The organism is Rhodococcus sp. R1101 (genome assembly GCF_000278445.1).
Classification (GTDB): Bacteria; Actinomycetota; Actinomycetes; order Mycobacteriales; family Mycobacteriaceae; genus Rhodococcus; species Rhodococcus gordoniae.
Genome location: NZ_AJVB01000011.1, coordinates 14,008 through 31,239, shown reverse-complemented (window position 1 = coordinate 31,239; position 17,232 = coordinate 14,008). Strand labels below are relative to the sequence as shown.

General features: G+C 67.4%; 17 protein-coding genes. 8 read left to right on the top strand and 9 right to left on the bottom strand.

All coding sequences use genetic code 11. From position 1 onward, the window contains the following. Positions 1 to 464 precede the first annotated feature (464 nt). The 7 genes from R1101_RS0102235 to R1101_RS0102205 all read left to right on the top strand — a co-directional run bounded on the left by R1101_RS0102235 (position 465) and on the right by R1101_RS0102205 (position 6,532). Positions 465 to 1,106, top strand: a complete 642-nt coding sequence (locus tag R1101_RS0102235) for a dihydrofolate reductase family protein (protein WP_016931865.1) — start codon at positions 465 to 467, stop codon at positions 1,104 to 1,106. Between the two features lie 46 nt (positions 1,107 to 1,152). Further along, complete coding sequence (locus tag R1101_RS0102230) at positions 1,153 to 1,359, top strand: hypothetical protein (RefSeq protein WP_006553307.1); 207 nt, start codon at positions 1,153 to 1,155, stop codon at positions 1,357 to 1,359. A 257-nt stretch (positions 1,360 to 1,616) separates the two neighbouring features. Beyond that, the gene (locus tag R1101_RS0102225; protein WP_016931863.1) at positions 1,617 to 1,973 is read left to right on the top strand and encodes a metal-sensitive transcriptional regulator; all 357 of its coding nucleotides are present in this window, start codon (positions 1,617 to 1,619) and stop codon (positions 1,971 to 1,973) included. A 40-nt stretch (positions 1,974 to 2,013) separates the two neighbouring features. Then, complete coding sequence (locus R1101_RS0102220) at positions 2,014 to 2,220, top strand: heavy-metal-associated domain-containing protein (RefSeq protein WP_016931862.1); 207 nt, start codon at positions 2,014 to 2,016, stop codon at positions 2,218 to 2,220. After that, positions 2,217 to 3,179, top strand: a complete 963-nt coding sequence (locus tag R1101_RS0102215) for a hypothetical protein (RefSeq protein WP_016931861.1) — start codon at positions 2,217 to 2,219, stop codon at positions 3,177 to 3,179. Before R1101_RS0102220 ends, R1101_RS0102215 begins: the two co-directional genes overlap by 4 nt. 25 nt (positions 3,180 to 3,204) lie before the next feature. Beyond that, positions 3,205 to 5,487, top strand: coding sequence for a heavy metal translocating P-type ATPase (locus R1101_RS0102210; RefSeq protein ID WP_016931860.1), 2,283 nt, complete (start codon positions 3,205 to 3,207; stop codon positions 5,485 to 5,487). 46 nt (positions 5,488 to 5,533) lie between these two features. Beyond that, positions 5,534 to 6,532 carry an MDR family oxidoreductase gene (locus tag R1101_RS0102205; protein ID WP_016931859.1) on the top strand — a complete coding sequence of 333 codons (999 nt, stop codon included), beginning with the start codon at positions 5,534 to 5,536 and terminating at the stop codon, positions 6,530 to 6,532. A gap of 15 nt (positions 6,533 to 6,547) precedes the next feature. Here R1101_RS0102205 and R1101_RS0102200 read toward each other — a convergent pair whose 3' ends face one another. The 4 genes from R1101_RS0102200 to R1101_RS0102180 form a co-directional block, all read right to left on the bottom strand. Then, on the bottom strand, positions 6,548 to 7,807 hold the full coding sequence (locus R1101_RS0102200; RefSeq protein ID WP_016931858.1) for a glycosyltransferase 87 family protein: 1,260 nt from the start codon (positions 7,805 to 7,807) through the stop codon (positions 6,548 to 6,550). Between the two features lie 282 nt (positions 7,808 to 8,089). Next, entirely contained in the window at positions 8,090 to 9,568 is a 1,479-nt protein-coding gene (locus R1101_RS0102190) for an MFS transporter (RefSeq protein WP_016931856.1), read from the bottom strand. 221 nt (positions 9,569 to 9,789) lie between these two features. Further along, on the bottom strand, positions 9,790 to 10,218 hold the full coding sequence (locus R1101_RS25705; protein ID WP_232284652.1) for a RidA family protein: 429 nt from the start codon (positions 10,216 to 10,218) through the stop codon (positions 9,790 to 9,792). A gap of 35 nt (positions 10,219 to 10,253) precedes the next feature. Further along, the gene (locus tag R1101_RS0102180) at positions 10,254 to 11,501 is read right to left on the bottom strand and encodes an NAD(P)/FAD-dependent oxidoreductase (RefSeq protein ID WP_016931854.1); all 1,248 of its coding nucleotides are present in this window, start codon (positions 11,499 to 11,501) and stop codon (positions 10,254 to 10,256) included. 191 nt (positions 11,502 to 11,692) lie between these two features. On the opposite strand from R1101_RS0102180, the gene R1101_RS0102175 reads away from it, so the two are divergent. After that, the gene (locus R1101_RS0102175; protein ID WP_016931853.1) at positions 11,693 to 12,328 is read left to right on the top strand and encodes a TetR-like C-terminal domain-containing protein; all 636 of its coding nucleotides are present in this window, start codon (positions 11,693 to 11,695) and stop codon (positions 12,326 to 12,328) included. A gap of 41 nt (positions 12,329 to 12,369) precedes the next feature. Here the strand turns inward: R1101_RS0102175 and R1101_RS0102170 are convergent, their stop codons facing one another. From R1101_RS0102170 to R1101_RS0102150, 5 genes are all read right to left on the bottom strand, one after another. After that, positions 12,370 to 13,086, bottom strand: coding sequence for an SOS response-associated peptidase (locus R1101_RS0102170; RefSeq protein WP_016931852.1), 717 nt, complete (start codon positions 13,084 to 13,086; stop codon positions 12,370 to 12,372). 96 nt (positions 13,087 to 13,182) lie between these two features. Further along, positions 13,183 to 13,905, bottom strand: coding sequence for an ABC transporter ATP-binding protein (locus R1101_RS0102165; protein ID WP_016931851.1), 723 nt, complete (start codon positions 13,903 to 13,905; stop codon positions 13,183 to 13,185). Then, a complete protein-coding gene (locus R1101_RS0102160) occupies positions 13,881 to 14,771 on the bottom strand; it encodes an ABC transporter permease (protein WP_016931850.1) in 891 nt (296 codons plus the stop codon). The genes R1101_RS0102165 and R1101_RS0102160 overlap by 25 nt, the downstream gene beginning before the upstream one ends. 25 nt (positions 14,772 to 14,796) lie before the next feature. Then, positions 14,797 to 16,146: an LLM class flavin-dependent oxidoreductase gene (locus R1101_RS0102155; protein ID WP_016931849.1), complete on the bottom strand. Its 1,350-nt coding sequence runs from the start codon at positions 16,144 to 16,146 to the stop codon at positions 14,797 to 14,799. A gap of 21 nt (positions 16,147 to 16,167) precedes the next feature. Then, positions 16,168 to 17,223 carry an ABC transporter substrate-binding protein gene (locus tag R1101_RS0102150; RefSeq protein ID WP_016931848.1) on the bottom strand — a complete coding sequence of 352 codons (1,056 nt, stop codon included), beginning with the start codon at positions 17,221 to 17,223 and terminating at the stop codon, positions 16,168 to 16,170. Positions 17,224 to 17,232: the final 9 nt, after the last annotated feature.

The window sequence follows — 17,232 nt, the reverse complement described above, 5'->3', positions numbered from 1 at the left end:
GAACCGGCGGGCTTGTCCTCGGCGAAGTCCGACGACCGTGTGAATCCGAAAGCCGTGCAACACAATGCGAAGCAACGGCTGCAGTCGCCCCGGAGGTCGGATCGATGAACGGCCGGTAATGGGGACGAGTGAAGTGATGGGGTGGACATGTGAACTCCGAAAGTCGATTCCGATGCATGAAGGACTGCACGATGGGATCGGGGAACCCTGGCGCGGGTTCCCCCTCCGGGCACACGGAATCACCGCCGCCTGCAGGCGCGGTTCACGGATGTCGCGGGACATCTGTCTCACGGATACACGGTGCTGATCACTGGATACGAAAATACCAGTCGGCACGTGCAGTGTCGCCGGGCCGGACGGCTGTCGCCGAATCCCTTCGTGATCCGAGCACGATCCGATGAGTTCGCGCGGCTCACGAGGTCTTCCTCTTCGTACCGGTGCGATCGGGATGCGAGGAGAAGAGAGTGGGCCAGTTGCTGCGAGTACAGAACTTCACCGTGTCGAGCGACGGGATCGGCGCGGGGAAGGACCAGAGTGTCGAGAGTCCCTTCGGCCTGGATCCGAGCCCGATGTTCGAGTGGGCCGCAGCCACGGCGAGTTGGAACCTGCGCACCGAGCCCGGTGGGAGCCGCGGACTCGACGACTACTTCATCCGGGATTTCTCCTGCAACATCGGTGCGGAGATCATGGGGCGCAACAAATTCGGCCCCCAGCGGGGTCCCTGGAAGGACCACGAGTGGCAGGGCTGGTGGGGCGATGAGCCACCCTTCCGCACCCCGGTGTTCGTCCTGACCCACCACGAACGCCCGTCCTTCACGCTCGCCGACACCACCTTCCACTTCGTGAACGGCGAGCCGGCCGCGGTGCTCGATCAGGCCCGCGCCGCCGCGCAGGGCAAGGACGTCCGCCTCGGGGGTGGCGTCTCCACCATCCGGCAGTTCCTCGACGCCGATCTGGTCGACACCATGCACGTGGTGGTGTCACCGGTGCGGTACGGCGCCGGCCTGAAGCTCTGGGACTCCCCGGACGAACTACGGGATCGTTTCCACCTCGAGGTCGTGCCCAGCACGAGCGGGGTGATGCATCACCTGTTCTGGAGGAAGTGAACACCCGGGAGCGGCGCATAATGGGGGGTGTGGCTAGGAGGTCGTCATGCGTGCTCTGAGTGGCCTACTGGATGTCGTGCTCGGACTTCTCACCGCCCTGCTCGGCACCGTCCTGGGGATCGTCGCCGCGGTGGTGATGCTCCTTGGTGCGGTGTTGTGCGTGACGATCCTGCTGATTCCGCTGGGTATCCCCGTCATCCGGCTCTCCCGCCGGTTGTTCACCCTCGCCGGGAAGATGATGCACGTGCCGTGACGTCCCGCGACGTATCGACGACGAGGCGCTCGATCACCTCGTGAGGTGTTCGGGCGTGTCGTCCGCAGGCCTGGGAAACCCTCTTCGGATCGGCCCCGCATTCCCCGGAATGCGGGGCCGACGTGTGTATCCCTCACGATTACGTGTGCCTCTACCTGGGCAGATGCTCTGTCCGTCGTCGTGGTTGTCGTAGATACCCTAGGGGGGTATGGTATCCGGCAGGACGACCGCCGAGCGCACCGACAAGGACGATTCCGATGCCTAACACCACCAGTGAAACCGGGAAGCCCGATACTGCCGATGTCGTCGCGCCCGACGACACGCATCAGCACAGCTACATCGCCAACAACACCAAGGCCGACTACCTCAAGCGACTGCGTCGCATCGAGGGGCAGGCACGCGGTCTGCAGCGGATGGTCGAGGAAGAGAAGTACTGCATCGACATCCTCACGCAGATCGCGGCGGTGAAGAAGGCTCTCGAGGCCGTCGCGCTCGGCCTGCTCGACGAACACATGGCCCACTGCGTGGCCGGTGCCGTGCGCGCCGGTGGCGACGAAGCCGACCTCAAGCTGAAGGAAGCCGGCGACGCCATCGCGCGACTCGTCCGTTCCTGACCGTCCCCACCCGTTCACGACCCATCACCGAGGAGTACCCATGAGTGAGACCAGCACGTACACCGTCACCGGCATGACCTGCGGGCACTGCGTCGCGTCGGTCACCGAAGAGGTCCAGGAGATCCCCGGCGTCGAGAACGTCGAGGTCGACCTGGCCACCGGTGCCGTCACCGTCACGAGCGCCGAGTCCCTCGACGATGCCGCCGTCGCGGCCGCCGTCGAGGAGGCCGGTTACAACCTCGCATGAACACCCCGGCCAAGCTCACCGGCTTCGTCGCCGCCGTAGCCGCGGTCTTCGGTATCGCGCTGCTCGTCGGCGCGACCGTCGGCCCGGTGGAGGAGCAGACCGAGGATCCTGCCGCGAGCGCCCACGACGCCGGTCACGGTGACGACACCGCCACCGGCGACGCCGCGGAAACACCTGCTGTGGAAGAAATCCCGGGAGGACTGATGACGTATCGGAACGGTTATGCCCTCGCACTCGCCGAGACGAACCTCGAGCCGGGTGAGGACAGGAACCTGACATTCGCGATCAACGGTCCCGGCGGCGCGCCGGTGACCGACTTCGACGTCACCCACGACAAAGAACTGCACCTGATCGCCGTGCGCCGCGACTTCACCGGCTTCCAGCACGTCCATCCCGTGCTCGACGAGAACACCGGAATCTGGTCCGTCGACGTCGACCTCACGCCCGGCACGTGGCGGGTCTTCACCGACTTCACACCCACCGGGGGAGAGGCGCTCACGCTGGGCACCGATCTCACGGTGGCGGGCGAATTCGTCCCTGCCGCACCCGAAGCCGACAACCGCACCGCGACCGTCGACGGCTACGAGGTCACCCTGGACGGCGACCTGTCGTCGGGTGGCGACGCGATGCTCACCCTCACCGTGAGCAAGGACGGACAGCCGGTCGCCGACCTGCAGCCCTATCTCGGTGCCTACGGACACCTGGTGGCGCTGCGCGGCGGCGACCTCGCCTACCTCCACGTCCACCCGGACGGAACACCCGGCGACGGCACCACACGACCCGGCCCCGAGGTCGTCTTCCACACCTCCGTCCCGAGTGCCGGCACCTATCACCTCTATCTCGACTTCCAGCACGACGGAGTGGTCCGTACCGCCGCCTTCGCGCTCACCGCCGACGGCGCCGGTGCCACGCACGAGGAACCCTCCGCGCCGGTCGACCACAGCCATTCCGGCCGCTGACGGCCATTTTTCCGAGGAGACACACATGACCACGCAGAGTCGGCCGGTCGCCGCCGAATCGATCGAACTCGCCATCACCGGCATGACCTGCGCATCCTGCGCCAATCGCATCGAACGCAAACTCAACAAGCTCGACGGCGTCACCGCGACCGTCAACTACGCCACCGAGAAGGCGAAGGTCACCTACCCCGACGACATGACACCCGAGGATCTCGTCACGGTCGTCGAGCAGGCCGGCTACGGTGCCGCACTGCCGCCGCCGTCCGCGCAGGCGACCGGCCGGACCGGTGACGTGCCCGAATCCGATCCCGTTGCGCCGCTTCGTCACAGGCTCGTCGTTTCGGCGATCCTGACGGTGCCGGTGATCGCGATGGCGATGATCCCGGCCCTGCAGTTCACCAACTGGCAGTGGCTCTCGCTCACCCTCGCCGCACCGGTGGTGGTGTGGGGTGCCTGGCCCTTCCACCGGGCGGCGTGGATCAACCTGCGCCACGGCACGTCCACCATGGACACCCTCGTGTCGCTGGGAACACTTGCCGCCCTGGGATGGTCGGTCTACGCCCTGTTCTGGGGCACGGCGGGTGAACCGGGGATGGTCCACCCCTTCGAGTTCACCATCGCGCGGGGCGACGGCAGCGGCAACATCTATCTCGAGGCCGCGGCCGGTGTCACGACGTTCATCCTCGCCGGGCGCTACTTCGAGCAACGGTCGAAGCGACGTGCCGGCGCCGCCCTGCATGCCCTGCTCGAACTCGGAGCCAAGGACGTCGCGGTTCTCGGACCGGACGGGACCACCGAGACCCGGATTCCGGTGGAGCAGTTGGCAGTCGGCGATCTGTTCGTCGTGCGCCCGGGCGAGAAGATCGCCACCGACGGTGTGATCGAACGGGGCACGTCGGCGGTCGACGCGTCGATGCTGACCGGTGAATCGGTTCCCGTCGAGGTCGGTGTGGGCGACAGTGTCGTCGGCGGAACGGTCGACGTCGGTGGACGACTGGTGGTGCGTGCGACCCGCGTCGGCTCCGACACCCAGCTCGCGCAGATGGCGAAGCTGGTGGAGGACGCCCAGAACGGCAAAGCCCAGGTGCAGCGCCTGGCCGACCGGATCTCCGGCATCTTCGTGCCGATCGTGCTGCTGATCGCCGCCGGCACCCTCGGTTTCTGGCTCGGCACCGGCAACGGACCCGCGGCGGCCTTCACCGCGGCGGTCGCCGTGCTGATCATCGCCTGCCCCTGCGCCCTCGGCCTGGCCACCCCGACCGCGCTGATAGTCGGTACCGGTCGCGGCGCTCAGCTCGGCATCCTCATCAAGGGCCCCGAGGTCCTCGAATCGACCCGCTCGGTCGACACCGTGGTCCTCGACAAGACCGGCACGGTCACCACCGGCCGGATGACCCTGCGCGAGGTCGTCGCCGACGACGGTGAGAACGCAGACGAGGTACTGCGGTACGCCGGGGCACTCGAGTCGGCGTCGGAACACCCGATCGCACGTGCCGTCGGTGATGCGGCCGCGGACAGGTTCGGCGGTCTGCCCGAGGTCGAGGACTTCACGAACGTCGAGGGTCTCGGTGTCCAGGGAGTGCTCGTCGACGGCGACACGAGCCGCGCGGTGCTGGTGGGTCGTCCGACGCTGCTGGCCGACTGGTCGCAGCACCTCTCCGAGAAGCTGCAGCGGGCGTTCGAGCAGGCGCAGAAGTCCGGCGGCACGGCCATCGCCGTCGGCTGGGACGGGAAGGCCCGTGGCATCGTCGTCGTCGCGGACGCGGTCAAGCCGACCTCCGCGCAGGCAATCGCCGAACTGCGGAAACTCGGGCTGCGTCCGATCCTGCTCACCGGCGACAACGCCGCCGTCGCCCACACCGTGGCGGCCGAGGTCGGCATCGACGAGGCCGACGTGATCGCCGACGTGCTGCCCACCGACAAGGTCGACGTGGTCGAGCGACTGCAGCGCGAGGGCGCGGTGGTCGCGATGGTCGGCGACGGTGTCAACGACGCCGCGGCGCTCGCCCGGGCCGACCTGGGCCTGGCGATGGGCACCGGCACCGACGTCGCGATCGAGGCGAGCGACCTGACGTTGGTCCGCGGCGACCTGATGGTCGCGGTCGACGCCATCCGGTTGTCGCGCCGCACGTTGACGACGATCAAGGGAAACCTGTTCTGGGCGTTCGCGTACAACGTCGCGGCACTGCCGCTTGCGGCCGCGGGACTGCTGAACCCGATGCTCGCCGGTGCGGCGATGGCGTTCTCGTCGGTCTTCGTGGTCTCCAACAGCCTGCGGTTGCGACGGTTTCGCGCCCACGCGGCCTGACCGCTTTCGGCTGCAGCGAGGCGGACGGCCTGTCAGGATCGGATCCATGACACAGCCGTCCTCCTTCCGTGCCCTGGTCGTCGACGACACCGACGACGGCCAGGTGGCACAGTTCCGCGAACTGACCGACGCCGACCTTCCCGCCCACGATGTTCTCGTCGAGGTCGAGTACTCGTCGCTGAACTACAAGGACGGTCTCGTGATCGCGGGGCCGCAGAAGATGGCGCGACGCACCCCGCTGGTCGCCGGAGCCGACCTGGCCGGCACCATCCTCGAGAGCGGCAATCCCGACTGGAAACCCGGCGACCGCGTCGTCGTCAACGGATGGGGCCTGTCCGAGACCCAGTCGGGCGGGTACACCCGGCGCCAGCGTGTGAAGCCCGAATGGCTCGTGCGCATCCCCGACGCCTTCTCCACCCGCGACGCCATGGCCGTCGGCACCGCCGGCTACACGTCCGCCCTGTGCCTCGACGCGCTCGAACGCTACGGGATCGCATCGGATGCAGAACTGCTCGTCACCGGCGCGGCAGGTGGCGTCGGGTCGATCGCCGTCGCGCTCGCCGCCACCGCCGGACACACGGTGGTCGCCGCGACCGGCCGTCCCGAGACCCACGACTTCCTGAGCGAACTCGGTGCGTCGTCGTTCGTCGACCGCGCCGAACTGCAGGGCAAGGGCCGGCCCCTCGGCAAGGAACGCTGGGATGCCGCCGTGGACGCGGTGGGTGGTTCGACGCTCGTGAACGTGCTGTCGCAGATCCGGTACGGCGGTGCGGTGGCCGCATGTGGTCTCACCGAATCGCCGTCGATGCCGGATGCGACGGTGCTGCCGCACATCCTGCGCGGCGTCGCATTGCTGGGCGTCGACTCGGTGATGGCGCCGGCACAACTCCGCCGGCCGGCGTGGGAACGCCTCGCCCGCGATCTTCCTGCGAGCACCCTGGATTCGCTGTCGCGCGTCGAACCGCTCTCGGACGTCCCGCGACTCGCCGAGGAGATCCTGGCGGGCAAGGTGCGTGGCCGGGTGGTCGTCGACGTCACCGCCTGACATCCGGACGAGGGACTACTTCGACGTCTCCGCGTCCGGAAGCGGTTCCGGTGCCACCGCTTCCGGACCGGGGAGACGACCGAAGGCGAGCCGGAGGAGGAACCCGAAGCCGACCGTCACGTAGAGCGTGCCCAGCAGGTGCTGCCAAGCGGCCCAGGTGAGTTCGAGGTCGTCACCCGTGGGGAACAGGTGGTGCGGGCCGATCGCGAAGACGAGTGCCACGCCCGTTGCGATCGCCGCGAGCTTCTGTGGATCGGTTGCGCGCCGTGCCGCGGGCGACAGCGTCAGCAGCGCCGGTGCGATCCACACCCAGTGATGCGACCACGACACCGGCGAGGCCAACAGCACGGCCGTGGCGTTCGCGAGCAGGGCGAGCACGAGATCACCCTGTGCGAGGGTCCGCCGGATGGCCACCACCGCGACCAGCAGCATCACCGCGACGGCGAGCAGCCACAGCACGGAACCCATGAGTTCGGGCGGTCCGAAGCGGGAGATCATCGCCTTGAAGGACTGGTTGGTGGCGAAGTACGCCGCGCCGATCCGGCCGGTGTCGGGCAGGGTGTCGAGCCAGTACTTCGCGGAGGTCGCGGGCATCACGGCGAACGCGAGGGCGGTGAACCCGAAGGTCGACGCGAGGATGGTGGCACTGGTCCGCCGGTCGCGCCGCAGCAGGAACAGCAACAGGAATGCGATGGGCGTGAGCTTGACGGCGGCGGCCAGCCCGATGAGCAGTCCGCGCGGCCACTTCGGGGTCTTCACCAGGACGTCGAGGGCGACGAGCGCCATCAGGACGAGGTTGATCTGCCCGAACGAGATCGTCTCGCGCACGGGCTCGAGCAGCAGCGCTCCGGCGACCGCCACTGCCGTGACGATCCACGCCGTCCGCGCCTCGAAGTCCGGGCGGAGCCGGTCCAGCACGACCCGCAGGGTGACGACGAGCGCCGCGACGGAGACGAGGGTGAAGACGATCTTGCCGAACGTCACGGGAATCAGTGCGAGGGGAGCGAACAGCATCGCCGACAGCGGCGGGTAGGTGAACGGCAACGCGAAGTCGTCGGTCACCGGGGGCATCTGCCCGTAGATGTCGTCGCCGTCGAGCAGAACCCGCGCGCCCATCCGGTAGACCAGGAAGTCGATGAGCTCGCTCCTGACGAGGATCGCGATGAGCACACCGACGGAGACGAGCGACGCGACCGCCGCGACGGCAGTGCCTCTTCTTCCGGAGAAGAGCGGAGGCGTCGTCGAGCCGATCGGATCCTGCGGTGAATGTCGCACCCGGCAACTTTAGTCAATTCCGGCAATCGTTCCCGCCCGACGTGGGGAACGACATACGGCCGTCGAGACGATCTCCCGTCGGGCCCTGCGACTCGGACACGACCGCACCGACATCGAGCATCTACGCTTCGCGCCGCTCGAATACGAGAACGGTGACGATGTGCTGCTCCGGGCCGGGTGAGCAGGAGTGACGTGGCGAAGACGATGCCGGGAGCACACGTGTCGCACTCGTGGAGACCCGGGACCCGGGACCCGGAGGACAGCACCGGTACGGCATCCGGGTCAGTCGGACGGGGTGAGCGCGTCCGCTCGGCGGATCATCCGGGGAATGGCGAGTGCGGCCAGTGCTCCGACGAGTGCCGCGCCTGCGACCATCGCGAATCCGATGGAAATGCCCGCATCGGAATACAGCACGCTCCCGTCGATCGCGAAAGCGATGTGGGAGTTCAGCATTGCGAATACGAGAACCGGGAGAACAGCGGGGAGGAGGTTGCCCGCCGTGGAAGCGATGGCCCCGGCCGTCGCAAGTTGCTGAGCCGGAACAGCTTCGATGAGCAGGTTCGGTGTCGCTGCGTAGGCCATGCCGCCGCCGAGGCCGACGAGCGCGGCGAGCAGGACGACGACCACTGCCGAATCGTGCGACAACGCGAGTGACAGACTGCCGGCGGTGACGACGGTGAGCCCGGCAACGAGCAGGGCCTTGGGCCGGATTCGCGGGGCCAGCCCACCGACGATGAATCCCCCGATCAGGGTCATCACGGCTTCGGGAGCATGGAACCAGGCGTACCGGCCGGCATCGGCACCGAACCCGTAGCCGAGACCCACATCGCTCGGAGCCATGATCATCATCGGCAAGATCATCACGAAGGTGGCCATGGCGGCCCACGCGAGACCGGAGCTGAGCGAGGTCAGTGCCACAGGACGTTGCGTCAGGATCGAGAGGTCGATGACGGGATCGCGTAGTACCCGTGCCGACACCGACCAGGCGATCACGAACACCAGCCCACCGATCAGGAAGATGATGGTCGACGGTGCCGCCCACCCCCGGTCCGGTCCGAAGCTGATCGCGAGGAGCAGCCCGCCGAGGCCTGCGCCCAGAAGGGCTGCACCGACGAGGTCGATCGTCGATCGCAGCCGGATCGGCGACTCCTCGGTGGTGGCGCGGATGACGACGGTGAGAAGCGACAGGCCGATGACGAAGAACCAGAAGACCCCGCGGAACCCGAAGTTGTCGATGATCCAGCCTGCCACGAAGGGAGCCGGGATGGCGACCAGGCCCATGCCGGTCGTCGAGATACTCACTGCCATCGCCACCGTCCGTGGCGGGTAGACATCGCGGATCAGCGAGTAGACCAGGAACAGGCACGGGCTGAGAAACCCGGTCAGCGACCAGCCGAGGACGACGATCGCAATGTTCGGAGCCACCGCAGCGATGAGTGCACCGACCGCTGCCAGCGCAACACACCACAGCAGCAGCTTCCGCTTGCCGTGCATGTCGGCGAGCTTGCCGATCAGGGGTGACGAGACCGCCCCGACCAGCAGGAAGGACGTGATGATCCACACCCCCTGGGTGGTTCGGAAGTGACCTGAGATCTGCGGCAGTGCAACGGAAACCATCAGATAGCTGCAGGAGAGCATCTCGAGTACCAGCACCATGGAGAGGAACGAGACCGCCAGTTGTGGCGTCCAGCCTCTTCTACCGGAATGCGGTTCCTTCGACGTCGCGACGAAGGTGTCACCGCTGGAGGATGCGAGATCCATGGGGAGGCCTTTCAGGTGGGAGCCCGGATGGATGAGGGGATCGCGCCGGCCACGCCCGGGCCGAGACATGGTGCGGGCGTGGCGGTCCGAAGGATGGAGCAGCACAGGGAATGTCGCGCGGAGTCGCGATCCCGACATCGCCGTCGGGGAGCGGAACCCCCGTAACGGGGGGACTGTGGTGGTTCCTGCCCGCGTGTGGACGTGCGAGGAACGGTCGATCGTTATCGAGCGGGCGGTGCGACGGCATCGGCCAGATAGGCCGTCGCTTTCATCTCGACTCGGGGGGACGGTTTCGGTCCGGCGCCGAGTTCAGCGACGCCCACGGCGGTCCACGCCGGGTACGGTTCCCGGACGAACCGTTCCTTGACTGCACTGAAGGCTTCGAGGTCGCCCTCGAGATCGATGTGGAAGGTGACCAACTCGACCAGGTGGGTCCAATCGGCACCTGCGGCCGCGAGCACCCGTTGGAGATTCTCGAATGCGAGGGTGAACTGCGTGGTCGGATCGTCGGGAACGGTTCCGTCGAGGCGTTGTCCGAGTACTCCGGAACAGATGAGGAAGTTGCCTGCGCGCACCGCCGGCGAGATGTGCCACTGCTGATACATGTGCGTGAGTTCTGCCGGGATGACGGGACCGCTCGGGTTCGGCACGGTGTGAGTCGTTTCTGCGTACGGATCCATGGGGCTCACACGCCCGCCGGGAGCAGCGGCCGTACCGACTCGGCCTCCACCCAGCGGGCTCGGAAGGCGGCATGCGGAATGCCGTCGGTCCACATTCCATCGAGGGTGAGACCTGCTGTGAGCCTGCCGATCTCGTCCGCAGCCATGGCGCCGCGCTCGCCTTCGATCGCGACGATCGTGTGGTCGTCCACCCGGTCGATGTAGGGCAGCCCTGTGGGGGTCTCGCACACCATGCAGGGCCGGGTATGTGCAGAGCCGAAGTTCTTGCCGGGTAACAGTTCGGCGAGCAACTCGAGCGTGTCGGCGATGTCTTCCCGGCGGCCTCCGGTGCGGACCCAGCGGGCGATCGCCTCGGCGGAGTCGAGCGGGTTGTCGAGAAGGCTCCTGCCGGAGCATTTGAGATACCACCGTCCGTCCGGATATTGCAAGGGCGACATGACGATTCCGCCGAATTCCACTCGTCCGCCGGGAGCCTTCAGGTACATCATGGCAGGAATGTCGAAGTCGGCCGGATCCGGCACTTCGACCAGGACCACCGTCGCACCGTAGGTGAGCATGTCCAGGGGCCGGGGGAGCAGGCCGCTGACGTTGGTGGCGGCTCCGGTCGCGACCACCACCTTCTCGCAGCTCCAGGATGCACCCGAACGGGCGGTCACGATCGCCCCGCGATCGGACCGATCGATCGTGTCCACGATGTCGCGGATCACCACGGTCCCTCGTTCGGTTGCGGCGGCCAGCTCGGCTCGAACGAGCCCGCGTGGATTGACGATGAAGGCATCATCGCGTTGGGCGATGCCGACATGACCCGGTGCGAAGCGCAGCTCCGGGTATTCGTTGCGCAACCGGTCGCTGTCGAGGTGCTCGACGTCGACACCGAGATCGGCGGCATTGGATGCGAGCAGGGCGCGGTTGAACCATGTGGTCACACCGCTGGGCTCCGAGTCGTCCGGCATGACCGTCAGTGAATGTGTGGATGTCGCGAACCGTTCGCCGGTGCGTTCCTGCAGCTCGGGAAACCGGCGGATGGACCGCATCGCCAGAAGGGACGTCATCAGCGGGACCTCGAGGACGTGTGCCAGGCGTCCCTGGTCGTAGTAACCGGCCCACACGCCGTCGTGGTCGGTGAAGTCGGAGGGTTCGTCGGGCCCGACGAGCAGTACCGATGCCCCTCGTTCGCTGAGATGCCGGGCAGTGGCGGTGCCGATGGGTCCTGCGCCGACGACCACGACGTCGAAGTGACTTCTCTCGTGCATGGATGCTCCTCCGCGGCCGGTCGGGTACCGGCCTTCCGTTGAAATGACTCGATCGAGATTCCGCAGGCACCGTGTGCTCTGAGAGGCTGGAGGCGGTGTCTGCGGCGATGTGATGTAGATCATCCACAGCGCCGGTCGCTAAGTCAACATCGTGTGTCGTTAATATTGTGTTTCGAGCGGGGAGAGCGGGAGTGAGCGACAAGCCTGAACGGATTCGGACCGGTGGACGGAGCGAGAAGGTCCGGATCGCGGTCGGTGAGGCATGCCTGGCGTTTCTCGCGGAGGGGCGACTCGACTTCACCACCGTCGAGGTCGCCGCCCGCGCCGGTGTCAGCCGCAAGACCATCTACCGATGGTGGCCCACACACAACGACCTGCTCGTCGAAGCGGTGTCGATGCACGTGCGACAGGTGGCTCCACCGGACACCGGCGCATGGGAATCGGACGTCCGAGCCTTCGCCGAGTCCATCGCGGAGTACGCAGCAGGCCCGGTCGAGGTCGCCTCGGCGGCACTCATGGCGAGTCATCGCTATCCCGACTTCAACCAACTCGTGCTCGAGCAGTACCGTCCCGTTCTCGAAGCGTGGCGGACGATGGCCCGCCGGGCGATCGAACGTGGAGATGCCAACTCCGACCATTCGCCGGAAGCGATGGTGAACGCGCTGGCCGCGCCGCTGTTCCTGGCGCCGATGATGTTGGGTCGCAAGGCATCGGCAGAGGAGATCGACCGGATCGTCAGGATGGTTCTTGCGGCCACCAGGCCGGACTCGTCCACCGACTCCATGCCCACGCCGCTGCCCGGTACGAGCAGCGACACCTCCGGTTGATGGTTCCTGCCCGGCGTGGGGAACGGCAGACGGCCGGTCTTTCAGGAATCGACAGGTCGCAGCAGGTCGGGATTGTTGTTGCGCGGTGAATTGACCGCCGTGCTCACCTCGTACGGTTCGAGGCGGGGTTCGGGAATCGAATTCAGGAGGGCATCGACGTCGTCGCGATCGTTCAGTTCGGGATCGAGCCACGGATCGACGAAGGTGGCGGGGAGGATCACCGGCGAACGTTCGTGGATGTGCCCGGCGGCGTCGGTCGCCGGACGGGTCAGTACGGTGCACGTCCACAACCAGCGGTCGGGATGGTCCTCGGGAAGTTCCGGGTTCGGCCACAGCTCGTAGAGCCCGGCCATGGAGATCGGTGCGTCCGCGTGCAGGAAGAACGGGATCTTCTTCCCGTCCTCGCCTGTCATCCACTCGTAGTAACCGTCGGCCGGCAGCACGCACCGCCGCCGCGCTGCGGCCGCCTTGAAGGCGGGCTTCTGCGTGATCGTCTCGGAGCGGGCGTTGATCATGCGCGACCCGATCTTCGGGTCCTTCGCCCAGAACGGCACCAACCCCCATTTGACCTGCGAGGACACCATACGCACCGGTTCGGCGTCCGGTTCCTCGCGCGGCGCTCGTTCGAGTACGACGTTCACGCGCTGGGTGGGGGCGATGTTGTACGAGGGTGGCAGTTCCTCACCCACGGTCTCGACGGCGTCGTAGGCCGCGAGCAGATCCCCGCGGGTACTGGTGCTGGCATAACGTCCACACACGATGCATCTCCCGTCGGTGACTCCGGAGCGACGAGTCGATTCTCTCGCATCGGTCGCTCCGGAGCGGGCCGCTCCGGCAGAGACAGTGCGGGTCGCTCAGACGGAGAGCTCGACCCCCAGCACCTCGAGCAGCACGCGCCGGTAGTCGGCCGCCTCGACGACGTGATCGGCCCGCGGATGCGGCAGGTCTATGTTCAGCTCGACGGCGAACGAGCCGTGATCGAGCACGAGCACACGGTCGGCGAGCGCGATCGCCTCGTCGACATCGTGGGTGACGAGCAGCACCGCGGGCCGGTGCTCGGCGCACAGCTCCTGCAACAGACCGTGCATCTTGATCTTCGTCAGTGCGTCGAGGGCGCCGAACGGCTCGTCGGCGAGCAGCAGTTCGGGGTCGCGCACCAGCGACCGCGCGAGCGACACGCGCTGTTGCTCACCGCCGGACAGTTCGGTGGGCCAGGCCTTCTCGCGTCCGGCGAGCCCGACCTCCGCCAGGGCCGTGCGGCCGCGCTCGGCGGCGTCGTCGCCGTCCAGGCCGAGGACGACGTTGTCGAGCACCCGCGCCCAGGGCAGCAGTCGCGAGTCCTGGAAGACCACCGCCCGTTTCTTCGGTACCTCGAGCGTTCCCGATCCCGGCACGCCGTGGTCGAGTTCGGCCAGGGCACGCAGCAGGGTGCTCTTGCCCGAGCCACTACGGCCGAGCAGCGCCACGAACTCGCCGGGTGCGATCTCGAGGTCGATGTTGTTCAGGACCGCCCGTCCGTCGAAGCCACGGCTCAGACCCCGGGTGCGTACGGTCAGCTGCCGATCGTCCTGCGCCATGCCAGTGCCTTCCTCTCCGCCGCACGGACCAGCAGGTCGCTGCCGAAACCGAGGATCGCGTAGACCACCAATCCGACGACGATGATCTCGGTCAGCCCGTAGTTACGGGCCTGGTACATCAGGTAGCCGATACCGCTCGAGGCGTTGACCTGCTCGACGACCACCAAGGCCAGCCAGGAGATGGTCACCGCCAGACGCAGGCCGGTGAAGAAACCGGGCAGCGCCCCCGGCAGAGCGATGCGGCGGACGAACTGGGCGCGGGACAGATCCAGTGTCTCGGCCAGTTCCACGTAGCGGGCATCGATGCCGCGCAACGCCGCGTAGGTGTTGATGTAGACCGGGACGAACACCGACAGGGTGATGAGCAGGATCTTCATCTCCTCGCCGATGCCGAACCACAGGATCGCCAGCGGCATCAACGCAAGCGTGGGGATGGAGCGTTTGATCTGCACCGGACCGTCGATCAGCGCCTCGCCGATGCGCGACAGGCCGGCGGCCAGTGCGAGCACCAGTCCGAGGGCGACGCCGATGACCCCACCGATCAGCGCGCGCTGGACGGAGGTCCACAGGTTCGACTGCAGTCGCCCGTCGCCGATCAGATCCCACGCGGTGGTGACGACCGTCCACGGCGCCGAGAGGGTCTTCGGGTCGAGTACCCCGGTGGCAGAGGTGACGATCCACACGACCAGCAGCAGCACCGGACCGATCGCCAGGCCGCACTTGATCGGCTTGCCGGGGGCGAGGTGGCTGCGGGTCGTGCGGGGCGACAGGTCGGCCGTCGCGCCGGGATCGGGCTTCCGGCCGGTGTCGGCGTCACCGGCCGGGCCACTGCCGAAACGCCGGGATTCGACGGTGGAGACGCTCATGGCTCCAGTCCTTTCGTCCGTTCGGTCAGACGCCGGCAGCCGCGAGTGCGCGTGCGTACTGGCTCTCCGGACGCGGCAGGCCGTAATGGTCGCGCAGCGTGGTGCCGGTGTACTCGGTCCGGAACAGGCCGCGCTCCTGCAGGATCGGCACCACCTGGGAGGCGAAGGCCTCGAGGCCCTGCGGGTACTGCGGCGGCATGATGTTGAAGCCGTCCGCGGCACCGTGGGTGAACCACTCCTCGATGATGTCGGCGATCTGCACCGGCGTGCCCGCGACGACGTTGTGGCCGCGTGCACCGGCGAGTTTGTGCAGCAGCTGACGCAGGGTCGGCTGCTCGCGCTCGACGATCTTCGCGAAGACAAGACGGCGACTGTTGTCGTTGTCGGTGATGTCGCCTGCGCCGGAGAACAATTCGACCGGCACCTTCTCGTCCAGCTCGAGCCGGGACACGTCGACGCGCCCCATCTTCTGGAGCTGCCCGAGTCCGTATTCGACGATGGTCAGCTCGTTGAACTCGCGATGCAGGTCCTTCGCCTCGGCCTCGGTCGCACCGATGAACGGGCTCAGGCCGGGCAGGATCTTCACGTGATCGGGGTTGCGCCCCGATGCCGCTGCGCGAGTCTTGATGTCGGTGTAGAAGGCCCGGGCGTCCTCGATGCGCTGGTGTGCGGTGAAGATCGCCTCGGCATGGGTGGATGCGAAATTGCGCCCGTCGTTGGAGGATCCGGCCTGCACGAGCACCGGACGCCCCTGCGGGGAGCGGGCCGAACCGAACGGACCGCGCACCTTGACGTAGTCACCGTCGATGTCGGTGCGGTGGATCTTGTCCGGATCGGCGTAGACGCCGGCGGCCTTGTCGACGACGAGTGCGTCGTCCTCCCACGAATCCCACAGTTTCACTGCGGCGTCGACGAATTCGCGTGCCCGGGCGTACCGCTCGTGCACGTCGGGGTGCTCCGTGAGACCGAAGTTCGCCGCCGCGGCGTCGGTCGCGGTGGTGACGATGTTCCAGCCGGCGCGGCCACCGGAGATGTGGTCGAGCGAGGAGAACAGACGCGCGAGGTTGTAGGGCTCGTAGTAGGTGGTCGATGCGGTGGCGATCAGCCCGAGGTGCGCGGTGACCGTGGCCATCGCGACCAGCGTGGTGATCGGCTCGAGACCGTAGTCGGGCCGGTACTTCACCTCGGTGCGCAGAGCCGGGCCGTCGGCGAAGAACACCGCGTCGAGCTTCGCGCCCTCCGCGAGGCGAGCGAGTTCCTGGAAGTAGGTGATGTCGTAGAGGCGCTCGGGCACGCTGCCGGGATGACGCCACGAGGCCTCGTGGTGGCCGGTGGGATAGATGAAGGCGTTGAGGTTGAGCTGGCGGTTCGTCATGTCGGATTTCCCCTCGAAAGGTCAGCTGCGGGTGTGGGAGGCGCCGGTCTCGGCGACCGCTTCGGTGACGACCTCGTCGAAACGCAGGTCGAAGGCGTCGGCGGCGTCGACGGGCTTCGGCAGTTCACCGGCGGCATCGATCACGTCGATGGTGTGCTGCTGGATCTCGATGAGCTCCTCGTCGAGATGCGGGAAGGTGGTGATCCCGGCGGTGTCGAGGATGCGCTTGCCGTCCTCGACCGTCAGACCCTGACTCTCGACGAAGTAGGCGTCGATGTACGCGTCGCGGTTGTCGTCGGCCCAGTCGATCGCCTTGATGTAGGCGGTGACGTAGGCGCGGATGGCTGCGGCCGTGGCCGGGTCGGACAGGGCCTTCCTGCTCGAGTAGAGGTACGAGATGCCTTCGCTGAGGTCCTCGATCTCGGGACGCGGCAGCGACGTCGCGCCCGGGGTCTGCATGTACCGGGAGAAGACCGGCTCGCTCATCGGAGCGGCGTCGATCTGGTTGGAGCGCAGCGCATCCGGGAAGTCCGGCAACGACATCGGGACGAGCTTCACGTCGTCGACCGACAGACCGGCCTTGTCGAGGCCGCGGAGGACGAAGGCCTGCTGCGAGGTGCCCTCGGCGTACCCGATCCGCTTGCCCTTCAGATCCGCGAGCGTCTCGATGTCCGAGGAGTTCGGGGCGATGCCCATGTTGAGGCCGTTGTTCGTCTGGATGGCCGCGACGACCTGCACGTCGTCGCCGGCGACGAGGGACTGGACGGTCATGATCTCACCGGCCCACGCGATGTCGACGGCGTCGGCGCGGAACGCCTCGAGGATCGAAGGTGCCCCTTGGAAGGTCGCGAACTCGTACTCGAACGGCACCGCCTCGAGCTGTCCTGAGGCCTCGAGGGGGATCTGCTGGCGCTCACCCTGATCGGCGATGACGAGCTTGGTGCCCGCGGGGATCTCGGTGGGCAGCGCGCTGTCGGAACCGAGGCCCTCGCCCGGGGACCCGGAGCTGCATGCCGCGACCGCGGTCAGAAGGAGCGCGATGACGGCTGTCGATCCGGCACGACGTAGACGGGGCATGGACTTCCT

What these genes read in the sequence shown, in the direction of transcription:
- R1101_RS0102230 (WP_006553307.1), top strand. Translation starts at nt 1,153, where the DNA reads ATGCGTGCTCTGAGTGGCCTACTGGATGTCGTGCTCGGACTTCTCACC.
- R1101_RS0102225 (WP_016931863.1), top strand. Translation starts at nt 1,617, where the DNA reads ATGCCTAACACCACCAGTGAAACCGGGAAGCCCGATACTGCCGATGTC.
- R1101_RS0102220 (WP_016931862.1), top strand. Translation starts at nt 2,014, where the DNA reads ATGAGTGAGACCAGCACGTACACCGTCACCGGCATGACCTGCGGGCAC.
- R1101_RS0102215 (WP_016931861.1), top strand. Translation starts at nt 2,217, where the DNA reads ATGAACACCCCGGCCAAGCTCACCGGCTTCGTCGCCGCCGTAGCCGCG.
- R1101_RS0102210 (WP_016931860.1), top strand. Translation starts at nt 3,205, where the DNA reads ATGACCACGCAGAGTCGGCCGGTCGCCGCCGAATCGATCGAACTCGCC.
- R1101_RS0102205 (WP_016931859.1), top strand. Translation starts at nt 5,534, where the DNA reads ATGACACAGCCGTCCTCCTTCCGTGCCCTGGTCGTCGACGACACCGAC.
- R1101_RS0102190 (WP_016931856.1), bottom strand. Translation starts at nt 9,568, where the DNA reads ATGGATCTCGCATCCTCCAGCGGTGACACCTTCGTCGCGACGTCGAAG.
- R1101_RS0102180 (WP_016931854.1), bottom strand. Translation starts at nt 11,501, where the DNA reads ATGCACGAGAGAAGTCACTTCGACGTCGTGGTCGTCGGCGCAGGACCC.
- R1101_RS0102165 (WP_016931851.1), bottom strand. Translation starts at nt 13,905, where the DNA reads ATGGCGCAGGACGATCGGCAGCTGACCGTACGCACCCGGGGTCTGAGC.
- R1101_RS0102160 (WP_016931850.1), bottom strand. Translation starts at nt 14,771, where the DNA reads ATGAGCGTCTCCACCGTCGAATCCCGGCGTTTCGGCAGTGGCCCGGCC.
- R1101_RS0102155 (WP_016931849.1), bottom strand. Translation starts at nt 16,146, where the DNA reads ATGACGAACCGCCAGCTCAACCTCAACGCCTTCATCTATCCCACCGGC.
- R1101_RS0102150 (WP_016931848.1), bottom strand. Translation starts at nt 17,223, where the DNA reads ATGCCCCGTCTACGTCGTGCCGGATCGACAGCCGTCATCGCGCTCCTT.